The sequence below is a fragment of the Immundisolibacter cernigliae genome (assembly GCF_001697225.1).
GTDB lineage: Bacteria > Pseudomonadota > Gammaproteobacteria > Immundisolibacterales > Immundisolibacteraceae > Immundisolibacter > Immundisolibacter cernigliae.
In genome coordinates this window covers 2,349,716-2,366,917 of the sequence record NZ_CP014671.1, presented here as the reverse complement: position 1 = coordinate 2,366,917, position 17,202 = coordinate 2,349,716, and the positions used below count along the sequence as shown (strand labels likewise).

The window sequence follows — 17,202 nt, the reverse complement described above, 5'->3', positions numbered from 1 at the left end:
CCGACACCGGAGGCGACACGCCATGAACAAATACTCCGACCTGCCGATCAAGCTGGCCAGTTCGGTGCGCTCGATGCGCGACTTCCTGGACCTGCTGTCCAGCCACGACCAGTGCATCACCTGGCCCGACCCGGTGATGCCGGAGCCGGACATTCGCGAGATCTGCGTCGCCTCCGGGCAGGACGTGCCGGGCGCGCCGGCCATCCTGTTCGACAAGATTCGTGGCTACCCGGACAAGCGCCTGGTCACCGGCGTGCACGGCAGCTGGGCGAATCTGGCCATCCTGCTCGGGCACCCGAAGAACACCACCATCAAGGCGATGTTCTACGACATCATCAGCCGCTGGGGTTCCGAGAAGGCGCAGCTGCCGCGCGTCAAGCCGGACCAGGCGCCGGTGCACGAGGTGCGCATCGAGCGCGACATCAACCTGTACGACATCCTGCCGCTGTACCGCATCAACGATTTCGACGGCGGCTACTACATCGGCAAGGCCAACGTGGTCAGCCGCGATCCGAACGATCCTGACAACTTCGGCAAGCAGAACGTCGGCATCTACCGCATCCAGCCGCACGGCCCGGACGAGTTCACGCTGATGAGCGTGCCGATCCACGACATGGGCCGGCACATGCAGGCCGCCGAGGAAACTGGCAAGCCGCTGAAGATCGCCGTCATGCTCGGCAACCACCCGGCCATGGCCATGTTTGCCGCCACGCCGATCGGCTACGACGAGTCCGAATACAGCTACGCCTCGGCCATGATGGGCTCGCCGATCGAGCTGACCGAATCGGGCAATGGCTTGGACATCCAGGCCCACGCCGAGATCGTGATCGAGGCCGAGTACATCCACGGCCGGCGCGAGTTCGAGGGGCCGTTTGGCGAGTTCCCGGGCTCCTACAGCGGCGTGCGCCGGGCGCCGACGTTCAAGGTCACGGCCGTCTCGCACCGCAAGAACCCGATTTTCGAGAACATCTACATCGGCCGCGGCTGGACCGAGCACGACACGCTGATCGGTCTGAACACCTCGGCGCCGATCTATGCCCAACTGAAAAAAGAATTCCCCGAAGTGGTGGCCGTCAACGCGCTGTACCAGCACGGCCTGACCGGCATCATCGCGGTCAAGAACCGCTTCGCAGGTTTTGCCAAGAGCGTGGCGCTGCGCGCGCTGTCGACGCCGCATGGGTTGATGTATCTGAAGAACCTGATCATGGTCGATGCCGACGTCGATCCGTTCGACCTGAACCAGGTCATGTGGGCACTGTCAGTGCGCACCCGCGCCAGCGACATCATGGTTCTGAACGACATGGCCATGATCATGATCGACCCGGCCGCGGTCACGCCCGGCAAGGGCCATCACCTGATCATCGACGCCACCACGCACATGCCGCCGGACCCGATCGGCGGCGACGTGGAAATCGTGACCCCCCCATCCGGCCCGGCCATCGATGCCCTGGCCGCCCGCATCCGCGCCCTGCAGGGAGGTAATTGACATGGCTCTGAACTGCCCCCGCTGCGGCGGTGACAAGAACCGCGTCGAACACCAGGGCAAGGAAGACGGCCAGGTGATCTGGACCGTGCACTACTGCACCGCCTGCTGCTTTACCTGGCGCGACACGGAGCCGGCGCTGTCGATCGATTCGACCAAGCGCCGCAAGGTATTTCAGATCGACCCCAGCCACCCGGAGCGGTTTGGCGTGGTGATTCCGCCGGTGGCGCGCTGAGGCGGCCGGTCCTGCCGACTGGACATTGACAGGGAACGACGATGACCAGACTCGATTACTTGCGTTACATGTCGCCGGCACTGCTGGTGGCCAGCGGCATCGCCGGCCTGTGGCTGGGCGGGCACTGGGTGTGGCTAGGCTTTGCCGCCTTCCTGGCGGTGGCGGTAACCGACCCGCTGCTGGGCAAGGATCACGGCATGCGCCGCGGCGCCCATCCGCTGCTGGCGGACCTGATCCTGTACTTCCAGGTGGTGCCGGTGGCACTGCTGTGGGTGGTGTTCGCCTGGCGCATCGGCACCGCCAATGCGGATCTGGCGCCACTCGATTACTTCGGCGCCGCGGTGTCGGTGGCCTTCATGACGGCGCTGGGCGGCCTGCCGGCGGCGCACGAGATGTTTCATCGCCACAGCGCGCTGGGCAAGTTCGTCGGCAGTGTGCTGGGCACCATCTTCGCGTCCGGCTACAGCGCGCTGGCGCATGTGCACGTGCATCACATCGAAACCGACACTGCGGACGACACCGAAACGCCGTTTCGCGGCGAGAACGTGTACCGCTTCGTCGTGCGTGCCGCGTACCGCCAGCACCGGCGCTCGTGGCAGATCGAGATGACGCGCCTTGATCGGCTGGGCCTGAGCTTCTGGTCGCCGCAGAACCTGATCCTGCGGGGCATCGGCATGTATGCGCTGCTGCTGGGCGGCTTTTATCTGGCCACCGGCCTTACCGGCATGCTGCTGCTGATGCTGGTGTCGGCGCTGGGTCTGTTCATCCTGGAAATCTTCAGCTACATCCAGCACTACGGCCTGCTGCGCGAACCGGGCACGCCGATCGAGGATCGCCACGCCTGGAACCACCTGACGCCGCTGGGCCGGGCGCTGACCTTCGAGATCGTGACCCACTCGCAGCACCACGTGGACCCGGACCGTCCCTACTGGCGCCTGACGCCGCGGCCCAGTGCCCCGCAAATGCCGAGCGCCGTGACCTGCTTCGTGCTGGCCCTGGTGCCGCCGCTCTGGGAGCGGCTGATCGGCCGCCCGCTGCTGGAACACTGGGACACCCACCACGCCAGCGCCCGCGAACGTGAACTGGCCATTGCCGCCAACCGCGCCGCCGGCTGGCCACAGTGGCTGGGCAATGGCGCGGCCGCCGCGCCGGCCTGAACGCCGACAAAGCACATACCCCACAAGAGGAGCACGCCCGTGAAAATCGAGACCATCAACACCTGGATCGACGATCGCATCAGCGAGGGCGTGTTCGACGTCAACCGCGACGTATACCTGAACCCCGAGCTGTTCGAGCTGGAGATGAAGCACATCTTCGAGGCCAGCTGGCTGTATCTGTGTCACGAGAGCCAGATCCCGAACGCGGGGGATTTCTTCGCCACCCACATGGGCCGCCAGCCGGTCATCATCGTGCGCGGCAAGGATGACCAGGTGCGTGGCTTCGTGAACGCCTGCGCGCACCGCGGCGCCACCCTGTGCCGCACGCGCAAGGGCAACCAGCAGTTCTTCACCTGCCCCTACCACGGCTGGGTGTATGACACCGCCGGCAAGAACGTCGACATCAAGGACCACGCCAGCGGCGCCTATCCGGCCGCCTTCGAGGCGCAATCGCACGACCTGACCGCCATCCCGAAGCTGGAGTCCTACCGCGGCTTCGTGTTCGGCTCGCTGAGCGCCGATGTGCCCACGCTCGCCGAGCACCTTGGGGCGGCGATGCCGTTCATCGACCTGATGGCCGACCAGTCGCCCGAGGGTCTGGAAGTGCTGCGCGGCTCATCCACGTACACCTACAACTCCAACTGGAAACTGCAGGCCGAGAACGGCGTCGACGGTTACCACGTCACCAGCGTGCACGCCAATTACGTGGCCATGGTCCAGCGGCGCATGACGATGGGCAAGGAAGACAAGGTCAAGGCCATCGTCGGCGGCGGCGACATCACCAAGATGACCAGTGGCGCCTATGACCTTGGCATGGGTCACTCGTTGCTGTGGGGCGAGGTACCGGGTGCCAACGACCGCCCGCTGGCGCAGCGCCGGGCCGAAATCGAACAACGCATGGGCCCGGTGCAGGCGCACTGGATGATCGACTGCAGCCGCAATCTTGGCCTGTTTCCGAACGTGTTCCTGATGGACCAGACCTCGACGCAGATTCGGGTATTCCGGCCGCTGGCGATCGACAAGACCGAGGTCACCATCTTCTGCATCGCTCCGAAGGGCGAGAGCGCCTCGGCGCGCACACGCCGCGTGCGCCAGTACGAGGATTTCTTCAACGCCACCGGCATGGCCACGCCGGACGACCTGAGCGAGTTCGAAGCCTGCCAGGCCGGCAACCAGGGCCTGGCCGGCACCGTGCAGCACCTGGACCGGGGCCTGAGCCGGGTCATCCAGGGCGCCGATGAGGCGGCCCGCAGCGTCGGCTCGACGCCCCACACGGCGGGCCCGAACTGGGCAGACGAGAACATCTTCCACAGCTTCTACCGGCGCTGGCACCAGCTGCTGACCGGATCGCGCTGAGACCACCCGCCCCCCCACCGGAGGTTGCACCATGAACAAGCCCGTCGAGGCTCATCCCTTTCTCGATCCACGCGAACTGGTCGTGGACCAGCCGCAGGACGGCACCTTTCTGGTCAGCCGGCGCCTGTTCAACGAGGCCGAGCTGTTCGAGCTGGAGATGAAATACATCTTCGAGAACACCTGGATATTCCTGTGCCACGAGGGGCAGGTGCCCAATCCGGGCGATTTCTTCACCACCGAGATGGGCCGCCAGCCGGTGGTCATCACGCGCGGCAAGGACGGCCAGGTGCATGGCTTCGTGAACGCCTGCGCACACCGCGGCGCCACCCTGTGCCGCACCCGAAAGGGCAACCAGCAGTTCCTGACCTGCCCGTATCACGGCTGGGTCTACGACACCGCCGGCAAGAACGTCGACATCAAGGACCACGCCAGCGGCGCCTATCCGCCGGCCTTCGAGCAGCAGTCGCATGACCTGAAGGCCATCCCGAAACTGGCCGTGTATCGCGGCCTGGTGTTCGGCTCCCTGAACCCGGACGTGCCGACGCTGGCCGAGCACCTGGGCGGCGCCGCCAAGGCCATCGATTTCGTCATGGATCAGTCCGAGAGCCCGCTCGAAGTCCTGCGCGGCTGGTCCACCTACACCCACCGCGGCAACTGGAAGCTGCAGCCGGAAAACGGCATCGACGGCTATCACTTCACCGCCGTGCATGCCAACTACGTCGGCGTCATGAAGCGCGACGCCGAGCGGCGCGCCAGAAAGGCCACGGCCGGCGGTGTGCAGCGCAGCTTCGGCGGCGACTCGCTGCTGCAAATGAAAAGCGGCTGGTACGACTACGGCCACGGCCACACCCTGATGTGGGGCAGCTTCGGGCAGCCACAGAACCGCCCGGTGTGGAACCGGCGCGAACAGATCGCGCAGCGCCACGGCGCCGCGCATGCCGAATGGGTGGTCGGGCGCCTGCGCAATCTGCTGATCTTCCCGAACCTGCTGCTGATGGATCACGCGGCCACGCAGATTCGTGTCATCAAGCCGGTGTCGGTGGACTTCACCAAGGTCGAGAGCTTCGCGCTTGCCGCGCGCGAGGACGAACCGGACGTGCGCACCCGCCGCATCCGCCAGTTCGAGGACTTCTACAACGCCACGGGTCTGGCCACGCCGGATGACCTGTCCACCTTCGAGGCCTGCCACGACGGCCTGCAGGGCCGCCTGGTGCCCTGGCAACTGGGCTACGACCGCGGCTTTGCGCATGCCCACGCGGGCGGTGACGAGGAGTCTGCGGCGGTCGGCATGGACGCCCACATGAGCGGCCCGGATTTCCAGGATGAAGTGCTGCTGCACGGCCAGTATCGCGAGTGGCTGCGCCTGCTGGCGCCAGTCCTCGCCGACTGATCTGCCAAGTCCCACGAACAACGCAATACCCGTGGCCGCAAGGCCACCGCAAGGAGAAATCGATGCCCGAGTACCTGCCGCACGGCGTAGCGCGCGAGGATTTCCAGACAGCCCTGGCGGAAATCCGCAAGATCGTGGGCGCGGCCTGGGTCTTCACGGACCCGGAGGGGGATTTGCAGCCCTATCTGGACCACATGTCGGCGGTGCCGCCGGAAACGCGCATGCCATCGGCCGCCATCTCGGCCGCCTCGGTGGCCGAAGTGCAGGCCGTGCTGCAGGTGGCCAACCAGTACAAGCTGCCGCTGTGGACCTACGGCAACGGCAAGAACTTCGCCTACGGCGGCCCGGCGCCCAAGCAGGCCGGCTACCTGGTGCTGGACCTCAAACGCATGAACCGCATCCTGGAGGTAAACGAGGAATCCGGCTACTGCCTGGTCGAGCCGGGCGTGTCGTACTACCAGCTGTACCAGCACCTGCAGGAGAAGGGCTACAAGCTGTGGATCGACTGCGCCGCGCCCGGCTGGGGCGGCATGATCGGCAACGCGCTGGAACACGGCGCCGGCTATACGCCCTACGCCGACCACTTCCTGTTCTCCTGCGGCATGGAGGTGCTGCTGGCTGACGGCCAGCTGCTGCGCACCGGCATGGGCGCCATGCCCGGCAACACCAGCTGGCAGCTGTTCAAGTACGGCTTTGGGCCTTACGTGGACGGCATGTTCTCGCAGGGCAATTTCGGCATCGTCACCAAGATGGGCTTCTGGCTGATGCCGGTACCGCCGGCCTACAAGCCGTTCATGGTCACGTACGAGAATGAGGACGACATCGGCCCGCTGATGGACATCCTGCGACCGCTCAAGATGAACATGGTCATCCAGAACGGCGTGGTCATCGAGCACATCTCCTACAGCGCCTCGGTGCAGCGCCTGCGCAAGCAGCTGTGGGACAAGCCGGGCATCATCCCGGACGAGCGCTGGCGCGAGGTGGCCAAGGAACTGGACCTTGGCATGTGGAACATCTACGGCGCCCTGTACGGCCTGCCCGAGAACGTCGAAATGACCTGGCAGATGGTGCAGCACGAGCTGACCCGCATTCCCGGCGCCAAGGTGTACCTGCAGGGCGACCGGCCGGCCGATGACGCCGGCTGGAACTACCGCGAAAAACTGATGCGCGGCGAGCCGAACATGACCGAGTTCAACCTGGTCAACTGGGACGGCGGCGGGCATCTGAACTTCACCCCCATGGCGGCCATGACCGGCAAGAACGCCCGGGAGATGTTCAACACCTTCAAGGAACTGCTCAACCGCCACGGCTTCGACATGATCTGCGAAGAAGTGGCCATGTTCCGCACCATGATCACGCTGGTCATGATCATGTTCGACCCGCGCGACGAGGACGCCCGACAGCGCGCCGACGCCTGCTCGCGCGAGCTGGTCGCCATCGCCAAGCAGCACGGCTATGGCGAGCTGAAGGCCAACCTCACCTACATGGACATCATCGCCGACATGTACGACGGCCAGGGCGGCGCCCTGCGCAAGGTGAACCAGGTCATCAAGGACGCCCTGGACCCGAACGGCATCCTGTCGCCGGGCAAGTCCGGCATCTGGCCGTCCAACTGGACCGGCCCCCGTACCTGAGGCGCAGCCATGACCGTTCAAAAAAACACCCTGCGCCTTGTCGCCGCCGTGTTGCTCGGCCTGGCCGGCGGCATGCAATTCGCGCATGGCGCAAGCGATGCCCCGGCAGCCGATGCCGCAACCAGCCCGGTCGCCGACGCCACCACGCCGGTCGGCGAACGCAGCGGCGAGGAGCTGTTCGTGCTGTTCTGCCGTGCCTGCCACGCCCCCGGTCCGGCGCACCCCGGTGCCGCCAAACTGGCGCAGACCAAGGGCGAGGCGCAGTCGGTCATCCTGAACCGCCAGGACCTGCCGGGCGAGTACATCGCCCACGTGGTGCGCAACGGCCTGCTGGGCATGCCGCCGCTGCGCCCGACCGACGTCACTGACGAGGAGCTCACGCGCCTGGTCGAGTACATCCGCAGCACGCCGGCCGACAAGATTCCGGCCGAGCACCCCGGCGGGGCATACACCGTCGCCCCGACGCTGGAGCAGATCTGGTTGTTCGGCATCCGCCCGAAGCTGTTCACGCTCATCCTGCCGGCCATTGCCGCGCTGGTACTGCTGGTGGTTCTGCTGCGCCGGCGGCGCAAGGCCTGATTTACCGATTTTTCAAACCAAGGAAGAACCATGCGTTTTGTCATTCTGGGTGCCGGCGGTCTGGGTTCGGTCATCGGCGGTTACCTCGCCAAGGCCGGCGAGGACGTCACCCTCATCTGCCGCCCGGCCCATGCCGAGGCGATCAACAGCAAGGGCCTCAAGATCAGCGGCGTGCGCGGCGAGCATCTGGTGCGCGAGAACCTCAGCGCCGTCACCAGCCCCGACGAGGCGGCGGGGGAATTCGACCACCTGATCGTGCTGGTCAAGGGCAAGGACACCGAAACCGCGCTGGCCCAGGCCGAAGGCCTGAAAGCCCGCTGCAAGAACGTGTTCTCGCTGCAGAACGGCATCGGCAAGGAAGAGCGCCTGCGCCAGTGGGCCGGGCGCGACAAGGTGGTCGGCGCCTCCACCATCGAGGGCGGCACGCTGCACGAGCCGGGCGTGGTCAGCAACCCGCTCACAACGCCAACGACAGCGTGGTTTGGCGAACTGGACGGCGGCACCAGCGCGCGCACCGATGCACTGGCCGAGGCCTTCACCCGCTCCGGCCTGGTGGCCAAATCGGTCCCCAACATCATGCAGGTGCTGTGGGAAAAACTGGTGCAGATCGGCACCGCGTCCGGCTGGTCGGTGTCCACGCTCGGCCTGCGCCTGTACTTCCAGGACGGCCTGCTGATCCGCCAGGGCGCCGAACACTACGTGGCGCTGGCCAAGGACATGCTGCGCGTGTACGGCGCCATGGGCTACACGCCACAGAATTTCTACGCGCCCATGTCGCAGTTCAAGGAACTGAACGAGCTCGACTTCGAGGGCGGCGTGGCGCTGATGATGAAACTCGGCGAGCGCCTCAAGCAGCAGGGCATGCGCGGCCGCACCTCCATGCACGAGGACGTCATCCGCGGCAAGAAAACCGAGGTCGACTTCCTGCTCAAGCCCTTCCTGGACAAGGCCGCCGAGCTTGGCCTGCAGGTGCCGGTGCTCGAGACGGTCTACCGCGTCATCAAGACGCAGGATGCGTATCTGGAGTGAGGGCAGCGCCCTGCGGCCTCCTGCGGCACAGGTCCGCCAGTTCGACCAGAAAGGCGCGCCGTTGCCATCCGCGGCATGGCCGTCACGGATGCCCGGGGCGGGCGTGTGATGTCAACGGTCCTGCTTGGCCTTTTTGACGGCCTTGGCCTCTTTCTTTTCCTTGACGGTCTTGGCCGGCTTTTTCTTCACTTCCTTTTTCTTGTCCATGCCTTTGCTCATGACGGAGTCCTCCGGTAGATGACGCCGCGCGACAGCGCGGCAGCGGCAATCTAACAGGCCGGCGCCGCAAAGACACCGCGGCGCCGCTGCCTTGTTCCGGCAGTGACGGCCCGTGATACTGGCCCGCCGCATTCTTGGAAGCCCGACATGGAATTGCTGCACACCCTGCTCGACCTGTTCCTGCACCTGGACACGCACCTGGCCGAATTCACTGCCGACTACGGCGTGTGGGTGTATGCCTTGCTGGCGCTGGTGGTGTTTTGCGAAACCGGGCTGGTGGTGACGCCGTTCCTGCCGGGGGACTCGCTGCTGTTCGTGGTCGGCACGCTGGCGGCCGGCGGGCTGCTGGATTTCGGCACGGCGGCGGCGGTGCTGTTCGTGTCGGCGGTGGTCGGCGACAGCGTCAATTACGCCATCGGCCACGCCGTCGGCCCGCGGGTCTATGCGCGCCCGGATTCGCGCTGGCTGCGTCAGGAGCACCTGGCGCGCACGCGGGCGTTTTTCGAGCGCCACGGCGGCAAGACCATCGTGCTGGCGCGCTTCGTGCCCATCGTGCGCACCTTCGCGCCGTTCGTGGCCGGCGTCGGCAGCATGCATTACCGGCGTTTTCTGGCCTACAACGTGTTCGGCGCGGCGGTATGGGTGCTGCTGTTCATGACCGCCGGGGTGGTATTCGGCCAACTGCCGGTGGTCAAGAACAACCTGACACTGATCGCGCTGGGCATCGTCGCCGTGTCGCTGCTGCCGGTGGCCGTGCATTGGCTGCAGGCACGCCGTACCCGAGTGGCTTGACGGGCATCAGTCGGCCGGCGGTGGCGACGTTTATAGTGGCGCCCCTCGTGGCTGGGGCGGGCTGGATGCGTGCCTGACCGCCGCCGGATCATTCACGTAGGGAGTAACCGTTCGTGGCAAAGAGCAAGCTGAAATTCGGCGTCTATACCGAAATGAACTGCATGCCGGGTGTCGACACCGGCGACGCGGTATGGGACGTGATCGGCCACATCGAGCAGTGCGACCGGCTCGGCTACGACGTTTACATGGCCATCGAGCACCATTTCTTCCCGACCTTCGGCCAGTCGTCGAACCCGCTGGCGCTGTTTTCGGCCGCCGCCCAGCGCACGCAGAACATCCGTTTCCGCACCCTGTGCCACACCCTGCCGCTGCACACGCCGACCGTGCTGGCGGGCGAGATCGCCACCGCCGACGTGCTGACCGGCGGGCGGCTGGACCTGGGCTTCGGGCGCGGTCATGCGTGGCTGTACAAGATGGCCGGCATTCCCTACGAGGAAAGCCAGCCGCGCTACGAGGAAGCGCAGGACATCATCATGAAGGCGCTGACCGAGGAGCGGTTCTCGCACCACGGCGCGCTGTACACGGTCGATAACGTCACGGTCTATCCGCGGCCGGTGCAAAAGCCGATGCCGGTGTACCTGACCGGCACCAGCGGGCGCTCGTTCCGCTTTGCCGCCGAGCGCGGCTGGGGCATCTCCGTGGGCGGCCCGGCGCCGTATCCGCTGTTCGCCAAGCCGATGGCCGAATACCGCGACGCCTGCATCAAGGCCGGCACCAAGCCCATCGTCAGCTGGATTCAGCCGGTGCACATCGCGCCGACCGAGAATGAAGCCCACGAGCAGGCGCGCCTGGCGGCGCCGTACTTCTACCACCAGATCGCCAAGCCGATCCTGTCGCTGGACCAGAAGGCCGACCGCGAGCGCCTGCTGGCTTCCGGCTATGGCTTCTATGCCAGCGACGCCATGAACCAGATGATGGCCCTGAGCTACGACGACATCCTGGCGCAGGACATGGTGTGGGTCGGTACGCCGGCGCAGATCGCCAACCGCGTGAGTGACTTCCTGGCCAAGGAGGCGCTGGACGAGTTCGCCATCCAGGTGCTGCCGCGCGGCCCGCAGGGCGGCCTGACGCTGGAACAGCATCGGCGCACGCAGGAGCTGTTCGCCACGCAGGTGATGCCTGCCTTCAAGTAGGCACCGCTGCGGCGAAAGGAAGCCGCGTCCCGCGGTCGGGGCGCGGCTTTTTTGTGATGGAAACGGTCCGATCCGCCAGCGGGTTGGGTTGTGAGGTGCCGCTCAGACGCCGGCCAGCGCCTTGCGGATGAAGCCGGTGGCCTCGGCCAGCGGGATGTTCTGCGCCTCCTCGTCGCGACGCGCCTTGTACTCGACCAGGCCGTCCTTCAGACCCCGCTCGCCGATCACCAGCCGATGCGGGATGCCGATCAGGTCCATGTCGGCGAACATCACGCCGGGCCGCTCCGGGCGGTCGTCGAGCAGCACGTCCACGCCGGCGGCGGTCAGCTGCGCGTAGAGCGTTTCGGTTGCTTCGGCGACGGCCGGCGACTTGTGCAGGTTGATCGGCACCAGCGCCACCTCGAACGGCGCCAGCGCCTGCGGCCAGACGATGCCGCGCGCGTCGTGGTTCTGTTCCACGGCGGCAGCCACCACGCGCGACACGCCGATGCCGTAGCAGCCCATGGTCATGACGGCGTCGCGGCCGTTTTCGTCCAGCACCGTGCAGGCGAGCTTTTCGCTGTAGACGGTGCCCAGCTTGAACACGTGGCCGACCTCGATGCCGCGGGCGATGGCCAGCGGCCCGCTGCCGTCCGGCGCCGGCTCGCCCGCCAGCACGTTGCGGATGTCGGCGGTTTCCGGCTCCGGCAGGTCGCGGCCGAAGTTGACGCCGCTGAGGTGATAGCCGTCGGCGTTGGCGCCGCACACGAAATCCGCCAGCGCGGCCGCGGCGTGGTCGGCAATCACCGGACCTGGAAAGTCCACCGGTCCGACCGACCCGAAATCGCAGCCCAGTGCGGTCCGTACATCGGCCGGGGTGGCGAACTGCAGCGGCTGGGCGATCTGCGGCAGGCGCAGGGCCTTGACGGCGTTGAGTTCATGATCGCCGCGCAGCAGCAGCGCCACCAGCCCGCCGTCGGCGCCGCGCACGATCAGTGTCTTCACGATGCGATCGGGCGGCACATTCAGAAACGCGCTGACCTCGGCGATGCTGTGCTGGCCGGGCGTGCGTACCGATTCGCGGCTGGCTGATGGCGCCGGGCGCGGCGGCGCGGGCGGCGCGGGCGCCAGCTCCACGTTGGCCGCATAGCCGCCCGGCGAGTAGGCAATGGCGTCCTCGCCGGAGTCGGCCAGCACGTGGAATTCGTGCGAACTGGCGCCGCCGATGCTGCCGGTGTCGGCCGCCACGGCGCGGAATTTCAGGCCCAGGCGGCTGAAGATGGCGCTGTAGGCGCCGTGCATGGCCTGGTAGGTGTCGTCCAGGCTGGCCTCGTCACGGTGGAAGGAGTAGGCGTCCTTCATCAGGAACTCGCGCGCCCGCATCAGGCCAAAGCGCGGCCGGATCTCGTCCCGGAACTTGGTCTGGATCTGGTAGAAGCAGGCCGGCAGTTGCCGGTAGCTGCTCACCTTCTGGCGCACGATGTCGGTGATGACTTCCTCGTGCGTGGGGCCGAAGCAGAACTCGCGCTGGTGGCGGTCCTTCAGGCGCAGCAACTCGGGGCCGTATTTTTCCCAGCGGGCCGACTCCTGCCACAGCTCGGCCGGCTGCACCGCCGGCATCAGCAGTTCCTGCGCGCCGGTGGCGTCCATCTGCTCCCGCACCACCCGTTCGGCGCGGCGCAGCACGCGCAGGCCCAGCGGCAGCCAGCTGTAGATGCCGGCCGCCAGGCGGCTGATCATGCCGGCGCGCAGCATCAGGCGCTGGCTGATCACCTCCGCGTCGGACGGGTCTTCGCGCAGGGTGGCCAGCAGAAAGCGCGAGGTGCGCATGGGGACTCCTTGGGATGGGTGAACGAACGCGCCTGCCGGCAACGGTGCGGCGGGCCTGCAGGCGGCAATTATTCACCAGCCGGCGGCCGATCCCGCAGCCCGCGGGGGCACGGCATGCCGTGCCCCTACGGTCGGCCGGGGGTATCAGACCTCGATGTCGGCGAACAGCGCGGTCGACAGATAGCGCTCGCCGGCCGAGGGGATGATCGCCACGATGGTCTTGCCGGCCGCTTCCGGGCGTTTGGCGATCTGCTCGGCCGCCCACAGCGCGGCGCCGGAGCTGATGCCCACGAACAGGCCTTCTTCCTGGGCCGCGCGGCGGGCGTAGGCCATGGCGTCCTCGTTGCTGACCTGGATCACCTCGTCGATGATGCCGGTGTTCAGGATCGCCGGCACGAAGCCGGCGCCGATGCCCTGGATCTTGTGCGGGCCCGGCTTGCCGCCGGACAGCACCGGCGAGGCCGTCGGCTCGACCGCGATCGCCCTGAACGACGGCCGGCGGGACTTGATCACTTCCGACACGCCGGTGATGGTGCCGCCGGTGCCCACGCCCGAGATCAGGTAATCGACCTGGCCGTCGGTATCGCGCCAGATTTCCTCGGCCGTGGTGCGCCGGTGCACGTCCGGATTGGCTGGGTTCTCGAACTGCTGGGGCATGATGCTGCCGGGCCGCTCGGCGAGCAGCTCGCGGGCGCGCTCGATGGCACCGGTCATGCCCTTCTCGGCCGGCGTGAGCACGATTTCCGCCCCCAGCGCGCGCAGCACCTTGCGCCGCTCGATGCTCATCGAGGCCGGCATGGTCAGCGTCAGGCGGTAACCGCGCGCGGCGCACACGAAGGCCAGCGCGATGCCGGTGTTGCCGGAGGTCGGCTCGATGATCTCGCCGCCGGGCACGAGTTGGCCGCTTTTCTCGGCCGCCTCGATCATGGCCAGGCCGATGCGGTCCTTGACCGACGACAGCGGGTTGAAGAACTCCAGCTTGGCCAGCACCGTGGCCTCGCTTTGGATCATGCGGCGGATGCGCACCAGCGGCGTGTTGCCGATGGTCTGCGTGATGTCGTCGAAAATGTGCGCCATGGGATCTCCGCCGGCTGGGCCGGGTGCGAAAGAAACGGGGGATTCGATTCTAGGAACGGCAGGAAAGCCGGAGCAAATGCCAGTTTATGCCGCGCTTATGCCGTTTTGCGCAAAACGCGCCGCCACCGTGACACTGTACGCATGGAAACCGAGTCTTCCCGACACCCAACCATCCGCGGCGTGTACGCCCTGGCCGACACCTCGCTGCTGGCCGGCGCCGAACTGATCGCGCGGGTCGAGGCGGCGCTGCGCGGCGGCGCGGCCGTGGTGCAGTACCGCGACAAGTCCGTCGATTCGGCCCGCCGGCTGACCGAGGCGCAGGCGCTTCGTGCGCTGTGCGCCCGCCACGGCGCGACTTTCATCGTCAACGACGACGTCGACCTGGCGCTGAGCGTCGGCGCGGACGGCGTGCACCTGGGCCGGGATGATCCGGCGCCGGCCCTGGCCCGCGTCCGCCTCGGACCCAGGGCGCTGATCGGCGCCACCTGTTACGACCGCCTGGAGCTTGCGCCGGCCGCACTCGGCGCCGGCGCCGATCATGTCGCGTTCGGGCGGTTTTTTCCGTCCAGCACCAAACCCGGCCAGATTTACGCCAGCCTCGACCTGCTGCGCGCCGCACGGGCCAGCCTGAGTTGCCCCATCGTGTGCATCGGCGGCATTCGGGCCGACAATGCCGCCCCGCTGGTGGCGGCTGGCGCCGACGCCCTGGCCGTGGGCAACGCCCTGTTCGGGCCGGGCGTGGACAGTGAGGCGGCCGCCCGTGCCCTGGCGGCCTTGTGGAAACGCTGACGTATTCAGCGTTTCCCGCAGCGCAGGGACGCGACGCTGAGAAATCCAGGCCTGCCCCGGTGGAAACCGGGGATGGATTCATTATGGAAAAATCGATGATGGACAGAGACATGCAGCACTCACGGAAGCTTTTCGAGCGCGCGCTGGCGGTGATTCCCGGTGGCGTGAATTCGCCGGTACGGGCGTTCGGCGCCGTCGGCGGGCAGCCGCCGTTCATTGCCGAGGCGCACGGCGCGCGCCTGCGCGACGTGGACGGCACCGACTACATCGACTACGTGTGCTCCTGGGGCGCGGTGATCCTGGGTCACGCCGCGCCAACCGTGGTGCAGGCGGTGCAGGCCGCCGCCGCGCGCGGCCTGTCCTACGGCGCGCCGACCGGCGCCGAGGTGGAACTGGCCGAGACGCTGTGCCGGCTCGTGCCAGGCATGGCGCAGGTGCGGCTGGTCAATTCCGGCACGGAGGCGACCATGAGCGCCATCCGCCTGGCGCGCGCCGCCACCGGCCGCAAACTGCTGGTCAAGTTCGCCGGCTGCTATCACGGCCACGCCGACAGCCTGCTGGTGAATGCCGGCTCGGGCGCGCTGACCTTCGGCGTGCCCAGCTCACCCGGCGTGCCGCCGGAACTGGCGGCGCTGACGCTGAGCGCGCCGTACAACGACCTGGCCGCGGTCGAAGCCCTGTTCGCGCAGCGCGGCGCGGACATCGCGGCGGTCATCGTCGAGCCGGTGGCCGGCAACATGGGCTGCGTGCTGCCGCAGCCGGGGTTTCTGCAGGGCCTGCGCCGGGCGTGCGATGCGCACGGCGCGCTGCTGATCTTCGACGAGGTGATGACCGGCTTTCGGGTTGCGCTGGGCGGCGCCCAGGCGCGCTTTGGCGTGACCGCAGACCTGGTCACGCTGGGCAAGGTGATCGGCGGCGGACTGCCGGTCGGCGCCTACGGCGGACGCGCCGACCTGATGGCGCAGATGGCGCCCGCCGGGCCGGTCTATCAGGCCGGCACCCTGTCCGGAAATCCGCTGGCGACGGCGGCGGGTCTGGCCACGCTGGCGCTGGTGCAGCAGCCCGGCTTTTACGAGCGGCTGGAAGCGACCGCAGCGGCCCTGACTGCCGGGCTGCAGGCGGCTGCAGACGCCGCAGGCGTGCCGTTTTCGACCGTCCACGTTGGCGGCATGTTCGGTTTTTTCCTGCGCGACACTGCACCGCGGGATCTGGCCGAGGCGCAGCAGGCCGACGTGGCCCGCTTCGGGCGCCTGTTCCGGGCCTTGCTGGGCGAGGGACTGAACTTCGCCCCGTCGGCATTCGAGGCCGGCTTCGTCACCGCCGCGCACGACGCCGCGACCATCGAGGCCACCATCGCGCGGGCGCGCCGGGCCTTTGCCGCGGCGTGAGCGGCGCGGCGCCGTCGTTCGATCGTGCGGCCGACGCGCGCGCCGGCCGCCGGCCTCAGCGAAACGACGCCAGGTCCGGTTCGGACATCCACAGCGGCAAGACCGGGCCGAGCAGCTCGGCCAGCGCCGCGCGGTCGTCGGCATCAAGCCGCCACTGGCCAGCCCTGACGTTGGCCTCGATCTGTGCCGGGCTCATGGTGCCGGCAATGACACTGCTGACGGCCGGCTGCGACAACAGCCAGGCGAAGGCCAGTTCCAGCAGGCTGTGACCGCGGGCGGCGGCGAATTCGGTCAGGGCGCCCAGCAGGCGTTCGTTTTCCGGCGTGCGCAAACGGGTGACGGTGGGGCTGCCGGCGGCGCCGCGGGTGCCGGCCGGCGCGGCCTCGCCGGGGCGGTATTTACCGCTGAGCAGGCCGGCGGCCAGCGGGAAGTACGGCAGAAAGCCGATGCCTTTTTCCTCGCAAAACGGCAGCAGTTCCAGCTGCGCGCCGCGCACCAGCAGGCTGCACTGGTGCTGGGCGGTGGCAAAGGCCGGCAGGCCCAGCCGCGCCGCCTCGCCGAGCGACTCGGCATGGCGCCAGGCGGCATAGTTGCACTGGCCTATGTGGCGCACCTTGCCCTCGCGCACCAGCGGCGCGAAGGCGTGCAGGATTTCCTCGGCCGCTACCTGCGGGAAGGGAAAGTGCAGCTGCAGCAGGTCCAGGTAGTCGGTGTCGAGGCGCCGCAGGCTGGTCTCGCAGTGGCTGCGCACGCGCGCGGCGACCGACTCGCCCGCGGCCATGTTCCATAGGTGGCACTTGCTGGCCAGCACCACCTCGCCGCGCCGTCCGGCCAGCGCCTTGCCCAGGAACTCCTCGCTGCGGCCGTCGTTGTACATGTGGGCCGTGTCGATCAGATTCACGCCCAGCGCCAGGGCGTGGTGCACGGTGGCGATGCTGGACGGCAGGTCCTGGCGCGGCGGGCCGAACACGTTGCCGCCCAGGCCGACGGCCGAGACCTTCAGGCCGGTGTTGCCCAGTTGTCGGTATTCCATGCTGCTTGTCTCCTCTCGAAAATGCCGGAAATTCGATTC

15 protein-coding genes are annotated in these 17,202 nt (G+C 67.6%); 12 read left to right on the top strand and 3 right to left on the bottom strand.

From position 1 onward, the window contains the following. Positions 1-22 precede the first annotated feature (22 nt). From PG2T_RS11240 to PG2T_RS11195, 10 genes are all read left to right on the top strand, one after another. Positions 23-1,486 (top strand): non-oxidative hydroxyarylic acid decarboxylases subunit C, encoded by a 1,464-nt coding sequence (locus PG2T_RS11240; protein ID WP_068805419.1) that lies wholly within the window; start codon positions 23-25, stop codon positions 1,484-1,486. A gap of 1 nt (position 1,487) precedes the next feature. After that, positions 1,488-1,718 (top strand): non-oxidative hydroxyarylic acid decarboxylases subunit D, encoded by a 231-nt coding sequence (locus PG2T_RS11235; RefSeq protein ID WP_068805416.1) that lies wholly within the window; start codon positions 1,488-1,490, stop codon positions 1,716-1,718. Between the two features lie 41 nt (positions 1,719-1,759). Beyond that, positions 1,760-2,875: a fatty acid desaturase gene (locus tag PG2T_RS11230; protein ID WP_068805413.1), complete on the top strand. Its 1,116-nt coding sequence runs from the start codon at positions 1,760-1,762 to the stop codon at positions 2,873-2,875. A gap of 39 nt (positions 2,876-2,914) precedes the next feature. Next, entirely contained in the window at positions 2,915-4,231 is a 1,317-nt protein-coding gene (locus tag PG2T_RS11225; protein ID WP_068805410.1) for an aromatic ring-hydroxylating oxygenase subunit alpha, read from the top strand. A gap of 31 nt (positions 4,232-4,262) precedes the next feature. Further along, a complete protein-coding gene (locus tag PG2T_RS11220; RefSeq protein WP_068805407.1) occupies positions 4,263-5,621 on the top strand; it encodes an aromatic ring-hydroxylating oxygenase subunit alpha in 1,359 nt (452 codons plus the stop codon). A 62-nt stretch (positions 5,622-5,683) separates the two neighbouring features. Continuing rightward, positions 5,684-7,255: an FAD-binding oxidoreductase gene (locus PG2T_RS11215; RefSeq protein ID WP_068805405.1), complete on the top strand. Its 1,572-nt coding sequence runs from the start codon at positions 5,684-5,686 to the stop codon at positions 7,253-7,255. Positions 7,256-7,264: 9 nt separating this feature from the next. Then, positions 7,265-7,834 (top strand): c-type cytochrome, encoded by a 570-nt coding sequence (locus PG2T_RS11210; RefSeq protein ID WP_068805402.1) that lies wholly within the window; start codon positions 7,265-7,267, stop codon positions 7,832-7,834. Between the two features lie 30 nt (positions 7,835-7,864). Continuing rightward, a complete protein-coding gene (locus PG2T_RS11205) occupies positions 7,865-8,863 on the top strand; it encodes a ketopantoate reductase family protein (protein ID WP_068805399.1) in 999 nt (332 codons plus the stop codon). A 366-nt stretch (positions 8,864-9,229) separates the two neighbouring features. Beyond that, positions 9,230-9,874 carry a DedA family protein gene (locus tag PG2T_RS11200; RefSeq protein ID WP_068805396.1) on the top strand — a complete coding sequence of 215 codons (645 nt, stop codon included), beginning with the start codon at positions 9,230-9,232 and terminating at the stop codon, positions 9,872-9,874. 113 nt (positions 9,875-9,987) lie between these two features. Continuing rightward, positions 9,988-11,067 (top strand): LLM class flavin-dependent oxidoreductase, encoded by a 1,080-nt coding sequence (locus PG2T_RS11195; RefSeq protein WP_068805391.1) that lies wholly within the window; start codon positions 9,988-9,990, stop codon positions 11,065-11,067. A 102-nt stretch (positions 11,068-11,169) separates the two neighbouring features. Here the strand turns inward: PG2T_RS11195 and PG2T_RS11190 are convergent, their stop codons facing one another. Both PG2T_RS11190 and cysK read right to left on the bottom strand, forming a co-directional pair. Then, positions 11,170-12,876: a proline--tRNA ligase gene (locus tag PG2T_RS11190; RefSeq protein ID WP_068805388.1), complete on the bottom strand. Its 1,707-nt coding sequence runs from the start codon at positions 12,874-12,876 to the stop codon at positions 11,170-11,172. A gap of 144 nt (positions 12,877-13,020) precedes the next feature. Further along, positions 13,021-13,953, bottom strand: coding sequence for a cysteine synthase A (gene cysK, locus PG2T_RS11185; RefSeq protein WP_068805386.1), 933 nt, complete (start codon positions 13,951-13,953; stop codon positions 13,021-13,023). A gap of 141 nt (positions 13,954-14,094) precedes the next feature. Here cysK and thiE point away from each other — a divergent pair, with 141 nt between their 5' ends. Both thiE and hemL read left to right on the top strand, forming a co-directional pair. Continuing rightward, a complete protein-coding gene (thiE, locus tag PG2T_RS11180; protein WP_068805383.1) occupies positions 14,095-14,742 on the top strand; it encodes a thiamine phosphate synthase in 648 nt (215 codons plus the stop codon). 110 nt (positions 14,743-14,852) lie between these two features. Continuing rightward, positions 14,853-16,130: a glutamate-1-semialdehyde 2,1-aminomutase gene (gene hemL / locus PG2T_RS11175; RefSeq protein ID WP_068808270.1), complete on the top strand. Its 1,278-nt coding sequence runs from the start codon at positions 14,853-14,855 to the stop codon at positions 16,128-16,130. 55 nt (positions 16,131-16,185) lie between these two features. On the opposite strand, the gene PG2T_RS11170 is transcribed toward hemL, so the two are convergent. Next, positions 16,186-17,163 carry an aldo/keto reductase gene (locus tag PG2T_RS11170; protein ID WP_068805380.1) on the bottom strand — a complete coding sequence of 326 codons (978 nt, stop codon included), beginning with the start codon at positions 17,161-17,163 and terminating at the stop codon, positions 16,186-16,188. Positions 17,164-17,202 lie beyond the last annotated feature (39 nt).